Source organism: Listeria sp. Marseille-Q6474 (genome assembly GCF_946902005.1).
In the GTDB taxonomy this organism is placed as follows: Bacteria; Bacillota; Bacilli; order Lactobacillales; family Listeriaceae; genus Listeria; species Listeria innocua.
In genome coordinates this window covers 1,346,996-1,365,723 of the sequence record NZ_CAMPPS010000001.1, presented here as the reverse complement: position 1 = coordinate 1,365,723, position 18,728 = coordinate 1,346,996, and the positions used below count along the sequence as shown (strand labels likewise).

Genomic DNA, 18,728 nt, shown 5'->3' with positions numbered 1-18,728 from the left:
ATGGGGAACACAATAAAAAAAGCGTCCGAAAAAGCTTTTCAAGATAATTTTGTGAAAGAACTCAAAAATTATCAATGGGATGCACCAGATTTTTTAGATGGAAACAAACAAAAAGTAACCGTGAATGATTTAATTAACCACTGGCGAGAAGAACTCAACCGACTTAACGCAGACCAGCTAGAAGGAGTTCCTCTAACAGACGGTGAATTTAGCCAAGTAATGACAAAAGTAAGTAAGATAAACAATAGTTACGAGGCGGCAAAACTCTTAGCGATTGAAGATGGTAAAGGAAAAATTGATGGAATTTATCGAGATGATAATCCGAAAGTTACAAGGAAACAAATAACCCTAACTATCTTCAAAAAAGCAGAGGTTCGTGGTGGAGAATCTAGTTATAAAATTGCGCGTGAAGTAGAGGCGCCGATGACAGATGAAAAAGGTAAGACAAGTAGATTTGATATTGTCTTACTCATTAATGGCTTGCCTTTAATTAATGTAGAACAAAAACGTGCCGATAAGCCTTTAGATGAAGCGTTTGAACAATTTAAACGTTATTATCGTAACGGTGAATATACAAATAATTTTATGGCGTTTTCTCAGATGATGGTAATGACAACGGAGATTGAAACGCGCTATTTTGCTACTCCAAAATCAATAAAAGATTTTAATCAGAGTTTTGTTTTTCATTGGTCAGATAAAAATAATAAACCGATGAATAACTGGAAGCAAATTGTTGCTAATTTTCTTATGATTCCTATGGCGCACCAAATGGTCGGGGATTATTTGATTATTGATGAAGCAAAAGAAGAAGAGAATAAACGACACATGCTTATGCGGCCGTACCAAGTGTATGCGCTTCAAGCAGTTGAGGGCGCGGCATTTGGCTGGGATCAAGAAGATAAAATCCCACATGGCGGGTTTGTTTGGCATACAACGGGCTCTGGAAAAACGATTACTAGTTTTAAAACAGCGCTATTTCTGTCCACTCGTGCTGGTTTTGATAAAGTAGTCTTTTTAGTTGATAGACGCGAGCTAGATAGTAGAACAAGCGCTAATTTTAAAGCTTATGCTGCTTTTGAGTCTGTTTCAGTAGATGATACGAAACACACATATCATTTGAAAAAAGAACTTAAGTCCTCTAAAGCTGGTATCATCGTGACTACAACGTTTAAGTTAAATAGCTTAATAAAGGAATTAGAAGAGACACATGATTCTAGTTTAGCTGATAAGAAAATTGTATTTATTATCGATGAAGCTCACCGGACAACCATGGGACAGATGATGGGGGATATAAAAAAACACTTTAAGAAAAAAGGCTTATTCTATGGCTTTACTGGGACACCACTTTTTGATGAAAATGAAGTTAGAGGAAAAGTTAATCATAAAAGTGAAGTAATTAACACGACGGAAAAATTATTTGGAAGAGAATTACATAAATATACGATTGATGAAGCGATTGCTGATGGAAATGTATTAGGATTTAACGTTGATTATATTAATACGGGTGAGTTTGAGAATTACGATGCGTTACGAGATAAACTTATTAAGCGATTACTCTTAGAAAAACCAGAATTAGGTGTCAAAGAAACTACTAAATTAGTGTATAGATATTCGGAATTAGAAGTAGAAAAAATAGCAGCAAATAAAGGTCTGCTAGTTTATAACGATGATACGCATATCCCCAGGGTTGTTGAAGAAATACTTGCTAATTGGGATATGCAATCACAAGAGAAGACATTTAATGCAATACTCACAGTTGCATATAAAAAACGAGTGATTGACTATTATAATGAATTCAAAAAGCAACTACAATCAAGTGGGCAAAAATTAAATATAGCGATGACCTTCAGTTTTGGTAATGAAAATGATCCTGACAAGGTGGCCCCAGAAATTATCGAGGAAATGCTTAGTGATTATGCTGCATTTATAGGCTCTGGTGGACCTATAGCAGGAGATAAAAAGCGAGCTGAAACAAGCTATTTTGAAGATATTGTAGAACGAGCAACTCGCGGCGGTAGTGGTCGAAATGAGAAAAATATTGATTTAATCATAGTCGCAGATCAGTTGTTAACTGGTTATGACTCTAAATATCTTAATACATTGTATGTGGATCGATATTTAAAACTTCAAGGTTTAATCCAAGCTTATTCACGTACCAATAGAGTTCTTGATAAAAGAAAAGAGTTTGGAAGTATTGTCAATTTCCAATACCCTAGAATGACAGAGGACGATGTAAATAATGCTTTGAAATTATATGGAAGTGGCGGGAAAAGTAGTTTAGCCATTGTGGATTTATATGATACGGCTGTTAAAAAGTTGAGGATAAAAATCGATGAAATGGTTCTAACATTACCAGATCCAACTGCGTGGGCAAGCCTTGAGAATGATGATTTGGAGCGAATAGAGTTTATCAAAGCGTTTAAGGATGCCGCAGTTCAGTGGAGAACCGTAGAGCAATATTATGAGTATGCTTGGAATGAAGAGACATTTGGTATGGATGAACATACATGGTTACTCTATGTTGGGGCTTATAATAACTTACTGAATGAAGAGCAAATCGTATATGAAGAATCTATTAGTAACCCGCTTCCTGGAAAAACGAAATTATCTCGTAACCAAAGAATTGACGCAGCTCATATTTTAAGTTTAATCGATTCGAAAGTTGATTCAAGTGGAGCTATGCAATTTGCTGATAAAGAAACATTGCGCCTTATTTATGAAGATATTCAGGAGCTTAGTAATAGAGGGGAACATATTCAAGCAATGCTATTAAAAGACTTTGTCGAACAAGAGTTAGTGCCAGGTAAAATAACTAGTAATATCACTTTTGATGATGCGTTTGAAGCTTGGAAAAAAGAACAAGAGCAGGTGGTTATCCAAGCATTTGCAAAAGAATGGGGTATTGTAGATCAAGATGATATATTAGCTAAATCTGTTAGTGCTTATTCTGAAATGCAACCAGATGTTATCCCTTATTTTGAGGATGTAATAGGTAGCGTTGAATATGAAATTGCAGAAAATAAGGCTGCTGGAAACCAATTAGAGCATAAGATGAAGCTGCGGGAAAAAATGCCTGAATGGATTGCGGAGACTAGGCAGAGGTATAATTGATTTGAAATGTGGTTACAATAACTAACAACAATAATAGAGAAAGCGGGACCTCATATGAATAAAGACTGGACAAAATTAAAACAATCAGCGAACGGGCTACCTACATTTGATTCCATCATTCCATATATTTTAGAAGTACTAAAAAATGATGAAGAGGCAACAATTCATACTATTAGAAATAGAGTATATAAACATTTAAATATTCCGGAAGATATTAAATTAGTCACTTATCCAGAAACAAATGATTTTATACTTGCTAATCGCTTTAGTTTTGCGTTAAGCGAATTATATAAAGCAGGGGCATTATGTCGTCCCAAAAGAGGGATATACCAAATAACCACATCTGGCAAACAATTATTAAAAATAAACGGAGATAAACTCACTAAAAAAATGTTAGAAGAAGAGCCAGATTATATTAATTACATCAAAGAATTAGCTATCCGAAACCAGCGCAAAGGAATTTCGACAAGTGTTAGTGAAGATATTGAAAAAGAAAATCCTAAAAAAGAAGTTGGCAGCATTATTGATAATATGAATAATGAAGTTTCTATTGAATTACTAGATAAAATTCGAAATAGTGATCCATATTTTTTCGAGCAACTTGTTGTTGATTTACTTAGCAGAATGGGATATAGCGGGGAAGGTGGAAGTGCCAAAGTAACCAGTCGATCCAATGACGGGGGGATTGATGGTATTATTAATCAGGATCCACTTGGCACTAGTACAGTATATCTCCAAGCTAAAAGATACAAAGAAGATAATAAAATAAATCGATCGGATATACAATCATTTTATGGTGCATTAGCAAGTGTGCGAGCTGATAGAGGAGTTTTTATTACGACCTCTAGTTATACAAGTGGAGCAAAAGAATTTGCTGTTAATCAAGGTATTGTATTAATTGACGGGATTCAATTAACAGAATTGATGCTGGAGTACAAAGTTGGAGTAGAGGCGGAAAATCAGTATACGATATTCCGGATTGATAATGATTATTTTGAGTTGAATAATATATAAAAAGAAATTTTCGTGAGATGAAGACATAGCATAAGGCGGGGGCAGTTATGAAAACAAAACAACTAAAAGCCATGGAAATTATTGAATTTTGGCGATTAATAGAATTTTTGAATCAAAAAGCGTTTCCAATACAAAACACGGAAGATAGAAAAGTACAGTTATCAAAAATGGAAGAGCTAAATCAAAACAAACTAACAATTTTTGAGGAAGTAACAGATCAACAAACCATTAAAGAGAAGATTAAAGATAATGAAAAACTTAATGAACAATTACCAATTACTAGTAGTGATTTTCATATTGTAGTTGGTCGGATGCAAAGGAAAATTATTATTGATACACTTTATCAAGAATTCAAAGATAGAGAGACAGTTGAAAATAATGCGGAAAATATTGCTATGTTTGCATTAAAAGTTAATTCAGAGGGACTGTACATTAAAGAGTCACTGCGTTTATCGCCACTATTGTGGGGAATGACGATTTGTTGTCACTATCCTGATAAACTTAAAACAAAGCTGAGGTTAGAAGAATACTATAGAACGATGGCTATCATTGAAGCAAAATTTTTTCCTGAGGATGAAGAAGATAATGAGGTCACTGCCGATAAGTTAAAAGAAATATTTTATTATATTGTAAATGTATTTATAAAGAAGTATGTTTCTACTTCAAGCGAAAATTATGAAAACTACTATAATAAAATGATCTATACTCGCTTTAAAGATCAAGCGGAATATGATAAACATAATGATATTTTGGAAGATCATAGTGAATTAATGACGAGCTTTTTTCAAAATGATTTTGAGTTAGTATTAAATAATTTAAACACAGAAGAAGGTAATTATGACTTCGTTAATTATGTGACCTCACTTCATGAGGAAAGCAATCAAACCAAGCTTGAAAAGCAACGTAAAGATATTAGACAAAATGATGATTTATTAAAAGAAATTCTAGACCCTTTGAATGGACCGAAAGGAAAATGGCCATCTAAGTATTCGCCAGTGTTAATGCAACAAGTAGCAATTAATGCGTATTTACAAAATGAAGAAAAAGTCTTTTCCGTAAATGGCCCTCCAGGAACAGGTAAGACAACTTTACTTAAGGAATTGATTGCACATAATGTAGTAGAAAGAGCGGTCTTTTTAGCAGAATATAAATACGCTGACGATGCATTTGATACAAAGGCCTTTAAAGATGGTGGAAAGAAAGACAGGGGCTACGATAATTATAATAGACGTTTTTATGATTTTAAAGATAGCAGTATTAATGATTTTAGTATGTTAGTTGCATCATCTAACAATGCTGCAGTTGAAAATATTACCAGGGAATTACCAGATTATGAAGGTCTAATGGGTGGAATTAATTCTCAAGAAACTGCAGAAATTAAACAATTATTTGATCAACGAAAACAGCAAACAAAACTTTCTTTCTATGTTAAAACATGTGATGATATGAACAAAATAAAAAAAAGGCTTTTAGAAAGAAACGATGTCTATTTTACCGTACTTGCTCATCTATTAAAACATAATTATGACAACATCGGAAACAAAGAATTACTGGATGAGTGGGGATTGATATCTGCTCCTTTAGGAAAACGAGCAAATTTATCAAATTATTATTATCAGGTTATTGAGCCTATAATTCAGAGTATAACTAAGGTTGAAGAAGTGAATTATAAAGAGTTTGAAAAATGTAAGAAGGAATTTAAAAACCAATATCAAAACGTTGTTAATTTTCAACGATTTTTACATGAAAGTACAAGAATCAATGAAAAAAAGAGGTTTAAATTAGAAGCAATTGATCGTAAAATTCAACATATTTATACTGAAAGTAAAAAGTTTTTGAACCAAATTGATTACTTTAATAAAGAGAAGATGAGATATGAGAATGAATTGAATCAATATTCTCCAACAATAAAACAAACTTATTTTCAGCTTGAGGTAGAAGAGAATAAGCTTCTTCTTTTAAAAAAGAAAACTAGTATTCTAAGAGAACAAATTACAGAAATAGCGAAAAAAATAATGGAATTAGAAGACCAGAGAAAGATCCATGAGATAGTATTAAAGCGTTTTTTTAAAACACAACGTTTACTAAGTTTAGAAGAACTAAAGAGTGGACTGTTATCTTTACAAAAGGATGAAAAGTTAGCGATTTTGGTTGAGCAAAAACAACAAGAAGTAATTTCTAAGCAAAAAAACATACTTTACGAACAAAAAAATTATAAAGATAGGTTGGAAAATAAATTCAAAAATGCACATCATGAAATCTTTCTATATGAAAAGGAAATTCAAACAAATAGGATAAAATTGAGAGAACTAAGAGAAGACGCAAAGAATGCAGAATTAGAGAGTCAAAAAGAGATAAAAGTTTTAGAGCAAAGTGGGACGATAGCTCTTGGGGAAGCATTTTTTGCTAAACTACATGATAAAAATACGGAAACTCAATTAGAAGCGCAACTCGCAAATCCATGGGTGACAAAAGAATATGACCGAGAAAGAGAGAAATTATTCTATTTAGCTTTACAGGTGAATAAGTATTTTATTTTAACTTCAAAAAAAGTGAAGTCGAATCTAGTTAATTTGGGTTACTTGTGGAAATTTAAGAAGAATAGAGACAATGAGTTTTGTCGTTTTACAGATAATGACAGGAGGCATTGTTTTAAAGCACTACTAAATACAATTTTTCTTCTGACACCGGTTATTTCAACTACATTTGCTTCTGTTAGTAGATTTTTGGTTGATATAGATGAGCCGGAAAGTTTAGGTCAATTAATTATTGATGAGGCTGGACAGGCTACTCCTCAAATGGCAGTTGGCGCACTTTGGCGGTTTAAGAAAGCTATTGTTGTTGGTGATCCTAAGCAAGTAGAACCAGTGGTGACAGATGATGTGAGTCTTTTAATGGAGCTATTCGCTAGAGAAGAGTTTTCATGGTATAAGGGAAAGATGATTTCCGTTCAAAGTTTTGCCGACAGTTTAAATTATATTGGGAGCTTTCTTTCTTCAAATGATCGAAGTGAAAAACAGTGGGTGGGTTGCCCATTAGTTATTCATCGGAGGTGTTTAAATCCAATGTTTGCTATCTCGAATGAATTGTCTTATGACAACACGATGCTTTATCAAACCGCTGTCCCTAAAGAAGCAGTTGAAAAAAGTTTAGTCTTTCAAAAGTCGGTTTGGATTTCTGTTGATGGTAGTGAAATTGGCAATAAAAATCATCATGTTCCTGATCAAGCAAGAAAAGCTGTAACAGTTGTTGAACGAGCATTTGAAAAACAGAAAGGTAAAGCTGATATTTACATTATTTCTCCTTTCACATCAGTAATAAGAGGATTTGTACAAGAAGCTAAAAAATCTTCTACGCTAAAACGTTATGACAAATCATTATTGGATGCGTGGCTTGATACTCATTGTGGAACCGTCCATAAATTTCAAGGAAAAGAAGCAAGAGAAGTGGTCTTATTATTAGGTTGCGATGCTAGTGCATCTGGAGCAGTAAATTGGGTGAATGAAAATATTGTGAATGTTGCTGTTACAAGAGCTAAGTATCGATTATATGTTATTGGAGATGCAGAGATTTGGAGAAAGAATCCTTCATTACTTGTTGTGCAAAATAGGTTGGAAATAATGCAAGCTGCTAAACAGGAAATAGGGAATACGTGATTTTGAGTGAAGGGGAGGCTGATGCGGAAGATTAAATGGACATTTTGAGAGTGCATATAGATAATGATATCTTTGGTATCAGCTAATTATTTTGTTTCTGGTCTAAGAAAAATAAACTTATTAAACATCAGTAAAGCAGTATTCATTATATTTTTAAAATCATAATATAGGAGAACAACATGAAAATATCAAATAGGGTAATTTCTTTTATTAATATTTTTGTAGGACCTTTAATTTATGTTGAAAATGCCATAGATTTTCTTCAACTAGGTAAACGAGGAAAAAGTTTGATTAAAAATATAGCAGCATTAGTAATTTGTAGCATTTTTTTAATGATAATATTTGTTTTCTTCTATATGCTATTTGGAATAAACATTAAGTTTATTTATTATTTATTACTCTTTATGTGTTCCTTTTGTAGTATTTTCTTTGTAATTAGGAGAAAGGAAACTTATAATTTGTTGAAAATATTGAGCTGTTACTTTCTACATTTAAACTACAGATGGCAAAAATTTGAGAAAGAAAATTTGGCAAACTTGCTTATCAATGTAGTACTAACATTTATATGGGGATTTTTTGTACATTGGTTAACAAAAAAAGCTTTTTTTAGTTTGTCTATTACTAATCCAGCAATAATAGAAGGGACAACTTTAGTTTTACTAATAACAACTTTATATGCTATTTATGTTCATTTTCCACAACGAGAAAAAACAAGGAAATTTAGGAAAAAAAGTATTAACCTATTAGTAATGATAGGAACAAATGTAGTACTGTCTTTTAATACGTATTACACAGTGCAAAAAACAATGACCATTAATGAAATAACATTATCGGTAATTTCTTGGATGATAGCAATAGCCCTGCTATTATTTACGTTAACAGATTTTTTAACTTATTCTATAATAAGTTATGAAATACCCTATTATATTTTAAAAGAGTATGCTAAAAAGAAAAAGGTTGCTAGAAAAAGGCGAAAGCAATTTTTGAAGGCTTTAAAAGCAGAACTTGTTCAAGTTACAAAAATTCCGGTGACTATAGACTTCATTTTTTATGAGGTAAATTGGTTTTTACGTAAGAATAATTTTACTTTGAAACAATTTATCTCGAATATAATAATAGTTAGCTTTATGGCTATAAGCTTCTATTATATAATTGAGAAAGAAGTGTCGAAAGGGCCCTTTTTTAAAATAATGGAAGATATTATTTTTCCATTGTTAATTGATATAGCCCCTTTTGTCTTTATTATTATTATTTTATATAGATTTGTTTTTGGGCTAATAATTTATATTCTCAACGACTACAAAAATAAAAATATTAAGGATTGGTTAGAAGCAATACAAGTGTCTTTATTAACAATCCCAATAATCATGATGTTTATTGTAGGTTTGTTCAATTTAATCGATGCTAATATAAATCTCAAAGGTTGGGTGGAACTAAGTGCAATAATTTGGGGGATAGGAATATTTTTTAGTTTTTTACTTATATTAATCAGATATTTTAGAGTAAAGTTTCTTGAATGACAGAGAGTTAAATTAGAAGTAAAGATTTATGTAATGCCAAATATATAGGCATTGTTATAAATTAGTATCGTTCTTAGACGCTGATTTTTTATTATGATGTTTATTTTGAAAATACTCAGGAGCTATAGAATAATTGTACAAATCATATTGAAGAATCTTAATAAGAAAAAATTTAAAAAAAGGAGAGCAACAAGATGAGCAAAAAGTGGATAGGTATTATTTTAGTAAGTGCATTATTTTTATTGGTAGGTTGTGGGAAAGAACCTGTTGAGAACAAAAAAATTATTGATGATAAAGAAGTTATTAGTAGTAAATTTACTGGGAAATGGAAGTTGGAATCAGTTAGTGTAGGTGCTAGTGATGGGTCGGATATGAAGGATACGGGTTTGGCAAGTAAAATGAGCGTTGATTTGGATATAGATGCAGATGGGAATGTAAAAGAATTATTTATAGATGATGAAGTTGCCATAATAAATTCTTATAAATTAAAACAAAAAGATGGCGATAAGTATCAATGTGATGGCCTGGTAATTAGTAAAAAAGTGTATGGTTATGAAACAGAAAGTGAAAAAGCTTATGTACAAGAAGTCCTTAAAAAGCTTGAGGCGCAGGATGATATCAAGATAACGAAAAGTGAGCAAAAAGACGATGAATATCATATGGATACCAAAGAACAAAAAGATTATGTGATTTCTTTGGAACTGGATAGTAAGAATTTAGTTTTGAAAAAAGTGGATGATAAAGAGAATATTTTGATTCAGGAAACGTATAAGAAAAATTAAACCATAATGAGTGAGAAGTGGAAGCATGTCGAAGTATTCCTAGGATTATAATTCATAAATAAAAAGCACCTCCATTGATTTCATTTTGTATGAAGTTGATGAAGGGGCTTTTTCAATGATGCTTAGTTTTATATATTGTCTGATATAGTAAATTTGAAGATGTGTTTGTTTAAGAAATAAATAAAACTAATAAGTAAATAGGTTCCTCCAAAAATAAGAAGAAAGGTAGAACTATTTAAACTGTGACTACTAAAATAGCCAAATAACAATGCTCCAATAGGCAATGTGGCTGCACTTAGGCTATAGAGTGCACTAAAAACCTTGCCTAAACGTTCTTTTTGAATTAATACTTGAAAGAAAGGTTTTTGCACAACATGAGTGGCCCCTAAAAAGGTACTTGCAACCCCCCAGATAAAAATAATAAGAGATGAGTTTACAAAACAAGAGCTTATTAGCATTGTTAAGCCGAACAAGAGCGTGCATAAAGTTAGTACTTTTCCGATTTTCATGAATTTTAGTAATAAGGTGGCTAGTAGAGTTGAGCCAATCAACGTTCCGATGGCCATAGTTGATGTCAATAGACCAAGCACGATAGCGCTTCCTTGCTCTTTTGCAATTAATACTTGGTACACATTCAATCCACCGAACATAAAATTTGCCATGCCTCCACCGATAGCGATAAATAAAATTGTTTTATTTTGAAATAGTTCAACGAATCCTGTAAACACGTTTTTTAAGAAAGATTCTTGTTCGTTATTATTTACATCTGTAGGCTCTTTTATTTTTGAAAAAGAAAAGATTGCGAATAAGAATGTAATTATATTAGCAATTAAAAGGGTAATTGTTGAAAAAATATTGATTAAGAATCCTGTTAAGGCGTTAAATAAATATTCGGTACCATTATAAGCGACAGACATATATGATTGAGCATTTGCTAGTTGTTCCTTTTTTACAATGTATGGAGTCATTGCATCTTGTATGGTATAAGTGTTCATGCCGAAAATGGAAGCTACAAATGCTAAGATACACAGTAACATAGGACTTTGAAAATCAGAAAAAATGCTAAGAACCATGAGTGCAATCGCAGATAACTGCCCAAATTCACACAAAATTAATGCGCTTTTTTTTGAATGTGTATCAATCCAATGGCCAAACAAAAAAGCAAAAATATTCGGTACGAAGATAGCAAAATTAACTATCCCTACCCAAAATGAATCGTTAGTGAGTGTTAAAATATACCAAGATAATACAATGTAATACATGCTATCTCCGGCGTTGCTGATTAAACGGCCTAGCCATAAATATCTAAAGTTTTCATTTTTTAACATATGTTCAGTCCCTTTTAGAAATGTCTAATTAAATTTAATAAGTCTTTTTTTCTTAAATTTTGAATTTGTTGAATTAATTGTTTGTAAGAAATAGGAGGTAGTTTGTTTATGTTTTTACTTAGTGATTTTGCTACACTTCTAGGAGTTTCAGTGAGATGAAAATAAGTTGAAAATGCATTTTTGTACATTTTGAAATTACATTTTTCAACAAATTCTAATATAGATTTTTTGTCTATAAATACTGAATGGTTCTGATATTCTGCAACAAATAGTATTATAAAAATTCCATAGATTTTTATATCATGGGTGTAGCCTAAATAGTAGTTGTATTTATTTAAATATTGTTTGTCCAGAATGCTATTATTACTTTTTCCGACTATAAAAGAGAGTAATGATAAGAGTATAAAGTCTTTAGTAGTAGTAATTTCACTTTTAATAAAGCCATTTAAGTAAGGCTCTTCTTTGTATACCTCAAAATTTTTATTAATTTCAGTGATAGTATTTATTTCCAAATCTTTAATAACTTCAATGTTATCAAAGTCTGTATAAATAAATCTATAATCAATTCCATGAAAGAATTTCTCAATGCATAATAAGTCAGACTTATTTATCTTGCAATATAATTCTTCAATACTTTGTCCTGTAATGGGTGTTATTGAACTATAAAGGATCTTTTCTTCATCAGTTAAATCAAAATGCTTTACCTCATCATTAAGAACATCAAAGTTATGTATTGTTAACTTGTTTTCAGATATATTTTTAGTTGCTTTTATAATTATTTTCATTAAAGAATCATAGTCACAAATATCACTAAATATTACTTCGATGTAAAAACCATCAACAAAGGTCTCAGCTTCAAGAACTATACCCATGTCATATAATTCAGAACTATCAATTAGAAGTTGTATTTGTTCTACTAAACAATGTTCTAATAAATGATACCATTCAATTTTGAGTTCTAAATTTCTTTGAGCAGATATTAGAATACTTTTTAACATATAATTATTCTCCCGTCATGTAAGAAAAATCTTCTAGTTTTTGGATATTGAAAAAATCTATATGCTGAATTTTTCCAGATTGAATTTGTACTAGATCTGTTAAATAATAAAGAGCATATAATGCAGAAATGTTTCCTGATATGTTTGCTATAGGAGAAATAATGGCATTTTCCCAGGACCACTCATCATTTAAAGAAATCATTTTAGCATCGTAACTCTCTGCGATATCTTTATTAATGAGTGACGATAGTCCTTCGTCAGGGGCTTTAAAAAGAGCATGGTTCATAATAGTACTAGCATAGCCTCCGAGAATCCAAGGTTTGTCATGTTTTTTTGAAGTAATATCTAGTAAATCATGGATATTTTTAGGTTTATCTATACAAGAAATAATAATATCATTATCACCTACAAGCATATCTAAATCATTTTGATTTACTATTTCTTTATGAATACTTTTTATATTGATGAACGGATTAATATTGTTCAAGTAAGAGTTTAAAACAATAGCTTTTTCCTTATTAATATCATTTTTTGTGAAGTTTTGTCTATTTAGATTAGATAGTTCAATTTTATCGAAATCAACTAAAGTAATGTTGCCTATACCCATTCTCGCCAGGCTTTCAGCGCAATGGCTACCTGTACCACCCGCACCAAGTAATAAAACCTTAGCTTGTTTTAATTTGAACTGTACTTCCCAATAATTATAGTATAATCCTAATGTATCTATCCAAGCGAAGAAATTAATATTTCTATTATAGTAATTAATCTCCTCTTCAGTAAATTCAAATTCTTTAACATTATTTTCATATAATACGCCAGCTTCCTGTAGATCGGCGCAAATATCAGTCACTACGTCTTCGGGTAGTTTTATCAATTCAGATATTCGTTTTAAAGAGTTTTTACCATTTAATAATTTAATAAATTCATAGAATAATTCCACATTATCCACTTCTATATCCCTGGCTATATTCATTTGATGTCCGCCGAATCGTATTCCAGTTCGTTGTTCATTTATAAAGGGGATCAGCATTTCTTTTATACTTGGTTTTTTCATAAGTAATTCTCCTTTAAAAAAGGTATGGCATTGCCATACCTTAAAAATTTTAATGATCAGATGCGCGATTCATTTTTTTTGTAACTACTTTTTTAATTTTTTTAATCTTCATTATCGTATACCTCCTTTATTAAAATTTATTATTAATCAGTATCACTGATAATAAACTAGCTTATCCACCTAGAATCCAAAAAATTAAAGCTGTCATGTTATCAACCTTTCTTTTTTGTTTTATATTGCACTTATAATTTATCAGAGTTATAATTAGAATTATCAAAATGTTTACTATAATAACATCGGAGGAGATTATTTGGAAAGGATTTATACTTCTTTAGGACCTACTTTAAAGCTGATTAGACAAGGAAAAGGGTATACGCAAAAATATGTAGTACAAGATTTCATGTCACGTTCTTTTCTTGCTAAAATTGAGAGCTCTTCTATAAATCCAACTTTCTCAAAATTTAGTATTATTTTGAAACAACTTGAAATGGATATGGGGGAATTTGAATATATAGCGAATGATTATCAAAACACCTCAAAAAGCAGAATACTATTTCTGTTTTCTCATTTGTCCTTTTCTGTAGAATCTGAAAAATTAATTAATTCAGTTTGTCTATGTAAAGAGTACAATTATCAAGAAAATATTCAAGATATTGTTGTGACAGATATTATGAATATTTGTAATGCGATTTTATTTCTTCAGGAGAATGATGTTGAGAATGCAAGACCAATTGCTTTAAATATTTGGAATAGACTTTCTAAACAAGACACATGGTACTTATTAGAATTGAGAATGTTAAATAATATTTTCTATTTATTACCTATAGATACGGCTTCTTATATTGTTAATATGGCTTTAGATAGGTTAAAGAATTATGAAGAATACTGTGATTTAGCGCGCTTGAAGGTTTCGTTTATGCTGAATTTTGTTCAAATGAAATTATTGTATAAAGCTCTTGATGAAGAATTGAAAATGTATTGCAAGAGGAGTATCGAAATATGTAAAAAACTTAAGTTGTATGATTTACTGGCTATTTCTTATATAAGGGCTGGAATTGCAGATAATAATAATTGTAGATCGAGGGATTATATAGAAAGAGGATTCACTATTCTTGAATCTATTGATCAGAAGCATATAATAAAGGAAATGGAGAAAGAGATAGAAGAAGTTTTAGAAATAAACCTTTTAGACTTATTTTAAATCACTTGAGTAATACTAGTTAATTAAATATAGCTGAATTATTAAAAAGAAGAGAATTTAACTCCTAATTTTAAATTTTATCTATGAAACTATTCTTTTGAGGGTTCCTCAGGAGAATAGTTTTTTTGTTAAAAAGTTGCTTTTATAGTTAAATTCACAACAAACTTACATTCTTAGGTATAATATGTATGAGAAGATGAAAATACATTATATAAAAAGGATGTTTGTGATGAACTTAGTGGCATTATTAAAGTACATGCAGGAGAACTACGGGCAGCAGAAATCTAATTATTCATTTAAAAAAAATAAAGTGGCAAAAAAGTTTAAAGAAGAAGTAAAAGTGGCATTACCAGCTTCGGTTTTAGGTGATGAATATAAAATTTCAGCATCTGTAGGAAAAGGACAATGGGCTACTATTCCATGGATTGCAGTACATGATAAAGATGTTAGCACAAGTGTACAGAGGGGATTTAATTTAGTCTATTTATTTACAAATGATTATCAAGGCGTATATTTATCATTGAATCAAGGATATACATATGTAGATAAAAATTATAGCAATGCAAATTTAGCGTTAAAAAGGGTAGGTGATTTTTGGCGTGAGAACTTATCCTTATTAATTAATACAAATGATTTTACTACTGAGCAAATAATATTGGAGAGGAAAATAGAGAGAAAGAATAGATTGATGAACGGATATGAGGATGGAAATATTTATAGTAAATATTATGATATTGCTCAGTTGAAAGAGTCTGAGAATGATAATTTGATACAAGACTTAGTACATATGCTTATGGTTTTTAAGGAATTAAAAACACATCTGGTTCCAAATTCAGAAGATCAAATTAAAGCTACAATCGATTTCATTCTAAATAACGGAATTTACAGCGAATTAAGCGAAAAAACAAAATCAGAGAAAATCGTTGAAATAGAAAAAAAGCGCAAATTAGTTTTAGGTAAAGAAGAAACGCATTCAAGAAATTCGGTAGTTAAGGAAGAAAAAGCACCTTACATCACTAAAAGAGATTATGCGAAAGAAGCTATTAGAAATACGGAAAAAGGGTTGCAAGGAGAGTATTTGGTAATTAATTATGAAAGAGATAGGTTAATGAAGAATACTATTACAAAATCTTATGCAGATAAAATCACTCATGTTGCTGAAAGTGGTGATGGGCATGGATATGATATTATTTCCTATGACATAAATCCAGATGCGCCAAATGAAGTAATAGAGATTTATATTGAAGTTAAAACAACAACTGGAAATAGAGATGCTCCATTTTATTTATCAGATAATGAATTAAATGTTGCGAGAACAAAAGGTAAACGCTATAAGATATATCGGGTATATAATTATAATACAATGCCTCAATTGAAAATTATCGATAATCTATTCAACGAAAACCTAGAAATAAAACCAATCAATTATATCGTAAAAGGAGTGAACTAAAATGACAACCGCACTAAAAACCAGCTACCAAAAAACACCTTATAAACTAGGCGGAAACGGTCCGCGCAATGTTGGTGTTCTTACAGAAGCGCTTCAAAATATTGATGATAATCTAGAAAGCGATATTTACGGAAACGGCGCAATTATTGAAGATTTTGAAACAAAAATCGCGAAAATTCTCGGGAAACAATCTGCGGTATTTTTCCCAAGTGGGACGATGGCTCAGCAAATCGCGTTAAGGATTTGGGCTGACCGGAAAGAGAATCGGTGCGTGGCATATCATCCGCTCTCTCATTTGGAGATTCACGAGCAAGATGGGCTAAAAGAATTGCAGCAAATCACGCCACTATTACTTGGAACGGCGAATCGGCTTTTGACAATTGACGATATTAAAAGTCTTCGCGAGCCAGTTTCTAGTGTGCTTATCGAACTTCCTCAACGAGAAATTGGTGGACAGCTGCCTTCTTTTGAAGAGCTTGAGGAGATTTCGGAGTATTGCCATGAACAGGGTATTTCGTTGCATCTTGATGGGGCGCGGTTATGGGAAATTACGCCGTTTTATCAGAAGTCTGCGGAAGAAATTTGTGCGCTGTTTGATAGTGTGTATGTGTCGTTTTACAAGGGGATTGGTGGGATTGCTGGGGCGATTTTGGCTGGGAATGATGATTTTGTGCAAGAGGCGAAAATCTGGAAACGACGGTATGGTGGAGATTTGATTAGTCTGTATCCATATATTTTGTCCGCGGATTACTATTTTGAAAAACGAATTGGGAAAATGGAGGAATACTTTGAGGCGGCGAAAGGATTGGCTGAGCGATTTAATTCGTGTCCAGGCGTGAAGACTGTGCCGGAAGTGCCGGTTTCTAATATGTTTCATGTTTATTTTGAGAAGTCGGTTGATGAGAGTGGGGCGATTTTGACGAAGATTCAGGATGAAACTGGCGTTGGGATTTCGGGGTATTTGCAGGAGAAGTCGGCGGATGTTTGTGCGTTTGAGGTTTCGGTTGGGGATGCGTTTGCGGAGATACCAGCAAAAAATTTAGAACTAGTTTTTAGATGTTTGGAAAAGGAACTTTGACTATAAATTTGGATATGAAAAGACAAGCTATTTTCTATAGTAGCTTGTCTTTTTTAGTTTGAATTATATTTTATTTTGAGTGATTACTTAATCTTCATAAGATTTTAGTCCGGATAGAATTTCATCGTAAGCTTTTCTAGGTTCTTTAAACATTTTATCAAGTTCTTCAGAGCAACTAAAAATTTTGACGTCTTTACCCGCAGTAAAACTCAAATTTTTATCATTATTTATGTATCCATCAATATTTATGCCAATAGGATTAAATTCTTCATTGGTGAAAGTAACTGTATTAAAATCTGGAATATTGTGTTTAAGATATATTGTGATTTTTTCTTTTTGGTCATTAAAAAAAGCTCGGTTCTCTTGATGTTTTATAAAAAGTAATCCGACTAGGATAAATAGTGCAGTGACAATGGCTAGTATAATAATTTTAGTTCGTTTTGACATAAAGTGCCTCCAACATAGATGACTTATAACCAATATTTTAGCATATTTTTTATTTTTAACGGTATTTTCCTTTGCCTATTTTAGGAATCTAGATATAATAAAAGTTAATATTTCAGTAAAAGGAGACCACCCATGCCAAAACTAATCATCGACGCAGACGATTTCGGTCTATCCAAAGCCATCAACCACGGCATCATCGAGAGCTACAAAACCGGCATTACAACATCCACTTTACTCATGCCGAACCTAGAAACTGCCGAGCACGCAATAGCTCTCGCAAAAGACCACCCAGACCTATTCATCGGGCAACACACAAACTTCCTACTCGGAAAACCATGCGCGAACCCGGCGAAAATCCCGTCACTTGTCGACGAAAATGGGGAATTCCATCGTTCCAAATATTACCGGGCTAACCCAGAACTGAAATTCCAATACGAAGATGTGCGCACGGAAACTATCGCTCAAATGGAACGGTTCAAAGCGCTAACGGGTCACTACCCAGAGCATATCGACTGCCACTCAATTGGTGATGAAACGGTTGACCAAGCTTTCTTTGATATTGCACGTGAGTTCGGGATTCACACCACTTTAAAATACAGTGGCGATAAAAAATGGCCAGATCAGGAAGGTTATTTGCCAATTACTAAACTGTTGGAGTCGGGCGCACTCCCCTACACAAACGGCGGTGTCTCAGTTGAAAACTTCCTTAACGATGATTTTGGATTATTAAAATTGGCACCAAACGAAATCGCTGAGATGCATTTTGATGTCGGTTTTTTGGATCAATTTGTGCTGGATAATTCTTCCTATACGTTGATGCGGTGCCGGGAACTTGCGACGATTTGTGACGTACGGGTGCGGGATTGGCTTAGTGAACATGGATTTGAGCTTATTTCGTTTGGGGATTTACAGCGGTAAAACTCTATGCTATGATGAACACAACTTAATAAGAAAAACTGGGGGGGCCGATTCTGGCTGAGATAGGAAGGTAATGCTTTCTGACCCTTTGAACCTGTTTGTTAGTGCAAGCGTAGGGAAGTGAATGTGAAAGTGACCGGAAAATTTATCGCGGCTGCTGTTTCTTTGCTT

The 18,728-nt window shown here is 32.2% G+C and carries 13 protein-coding genes and 1 riboswitch; of the genes, 9 read left to right on the top strand and 4 right to left on the bottom strand.

Translation table 11 applies throughout. The features are described 5' to 3' along the window. The 5 genes from OC533_RS06895 to OC533_RS06875 all read left to right on the top strand — a co-directional run bounded on the left by OC533_RS06895 (position 1) and on the right by OC533_RS06875 (position 10,083). A complete protein-coding gene (locus OC533_RS06895; protein ID WP_194323133.1) occupies positions 1–3,111 on the top strand; it encodes a type I restriction endonuclease subunit R in 3,111 nt (1,036 codons plus the stop codon). Between the two features lie 54 nt (positions 3,112–3,165). Beyond that, on the top strand, positions 3,166–4,125 hold the full coding sequence (locus OC533_RS06890) for a restriction endonuclease (protein WP_185505382.1): 960 nt from the start codon (positions 3,166–3,168) through the stop codon (positions 4,123–4,125). 47 nt (positions 4,126–4,172) lie between these two features. After that, positions 4,173–7,781, top strand: a complete 3,609-nt coding sequence (locus OC533_RS06885) for a DEAD/DEAH box helicase (RefSeq protein WP_194323134.1) — start codon at positions 4,173–4,175, stop codon at positions 7,779–7,781. 179 nt (positions 7,782–7,960) lie between these two features. Beyond that, positions 7,961–9,301, top strand: coding sequence for a hypothetical protein (locus tag OC533_RS06880; protein ID WP_194323135.1), 1,341 nt, complete (start codon positions 7,961–7,963; stop codon positions 9,299–9,301). Positions 9,302–9,495: 194 nt separating this feature from the next. Then, positions 9,496–10,083, top strand: a complete 588-nt coding sequence (locus OC533_RS06875; RefSeq protein ID WP_194323136.1) for a hypothetical protein — start codon at positions 9,496–9,498, stop codon at positions 10,081–10,083. A gap of 128 nt (positions 10,084–10,211) precedes the next feature. Here the strand turns inward: OC533_RS06875 and OC533_RS06870 are convergent, their stop codons facing one another. Genes OC533_RS06870 through OC533_RS06860 form a run of 3 tightly spaced genes read right to left on the bottom strand, consistent with a single transcriptional unit; the run spans position 10,212 to position 13,463 of the window. After that, the gene (locus OC533_RS06870) at positions 10,212–11,411 is read right to left on the bottom strand and encodes an MFS transporter (RefSeq protein ID WP_262265243.1); all 1,200 of its coding nucleotides are present in this window, start codon (positions 11,409–11,411) and stop codon (positions 10,212–10,214) included. Positions 11,412–11,425: 14 nt separating this feature from the next. Beyond that, positions 11,426–12,409 carry a hypothetical protein gene (locus OC533_RS06865; protein WP_070285156.1) on the bottom strand — a complete coding sequence of 328 codons (984 nt, stop codon included), beginning with the start codon at positions 12,407–12,409 and terminating at the stop codon, positions 11,426–11,428. Between the two features lie 4 nt (positions 12,410–12,413). Then, positions 12,414–13,463, bottom strand: coding sequence for a HesA/MoeB/ThiF family protein (locus OC533_RS06860; RefSeq protein ID WP_185550382.1), 1,050 nt, complete (start codon positions 13,461–13,463; stop codon positions 12,414–12,416). Positions 13,464–13,773: 310 nt separating this feature from the next. On the opposite strand from OC533_RS06860, the gene OC533_RS06855 reads away from it, so the two are divergent. The 3 genes from OC533_RS06855 to OC533_RS06845 all read left to right on the top strand — a co-directional run bounded on the left by OC533_RS06855 (position 13,774) and on the right by OC533_RS06845 (position 17,192). Beyond that, entirely contained in the window at positions 13,774–14,664 is an 891-nt protein-coding gene (locus tag OC533_RS06855) for a helix-turn-helix domain-containing protein (RefSeq protein ID WP_194323137.1), read from the top strand. A 229-nt stretch (positions 14,665–14,893) separates the two neighbouring features. Further along, complete coding sequence (locus OC533_RS06850; RefSeq protein ID WP_194323138.1) at positions 14,894–16,114, top strand: MrcB family domain-containing protein; 1,221 nt, start codon at positions 14,894–14,896, stop codon at positions 16,112–16,114. Between the two features lies 1 nt (position 16,115). After that, on the top strand, positions 16,116–17,192 hold the full coding sequence (locus tag OC533_RS06845; protein WP_194323139.1) for a threonine aldolase family protein: 1,077 nt from the start codon (positions 16,116–16,118) through the stop codon (positions 17,190–17,192). Between the two features lie 87 nt (positions 17,193–17,279). Here OC533_RS06845 and OC533_RS06840 read toward each other — a convergent pair whose 3' ends face one another. Then, complete coding sequence (locus OC533_RS06840) at positions 17,280–17,567, bottom strand: DUF1433 domain-containing protein (RefSeq protein ID WP_077951752.1); 288 nt, start codon at positions 17,565–17,567, stop codon at positions 17,280–17,282. Positions 17,568–17,771: 204 nt separating this feature from the next. Between OC533_RS06840 and OC533_RS06835 the strand changes: the two genes are divergently transcribed. Continuing rightward, complete coding sequence (locus tag OC533_RS06835) at positions 17,772–18,557, top strand: ChbG/HpnK family deacetylase (protein ID WP_194323140.1); 786 nt, start codon at positions 17,772–17,774, stop codon at positions 18,555–18,557. A 30-nt stretch (positions 18,558–18,587) separates the two neighbouring features. Continuing rightward, positions 18,588–18,693, top strand: a riboswitch (TPP riboswitch). Positions 18,694–18,728: the final 35 nt, after the last annotated feature.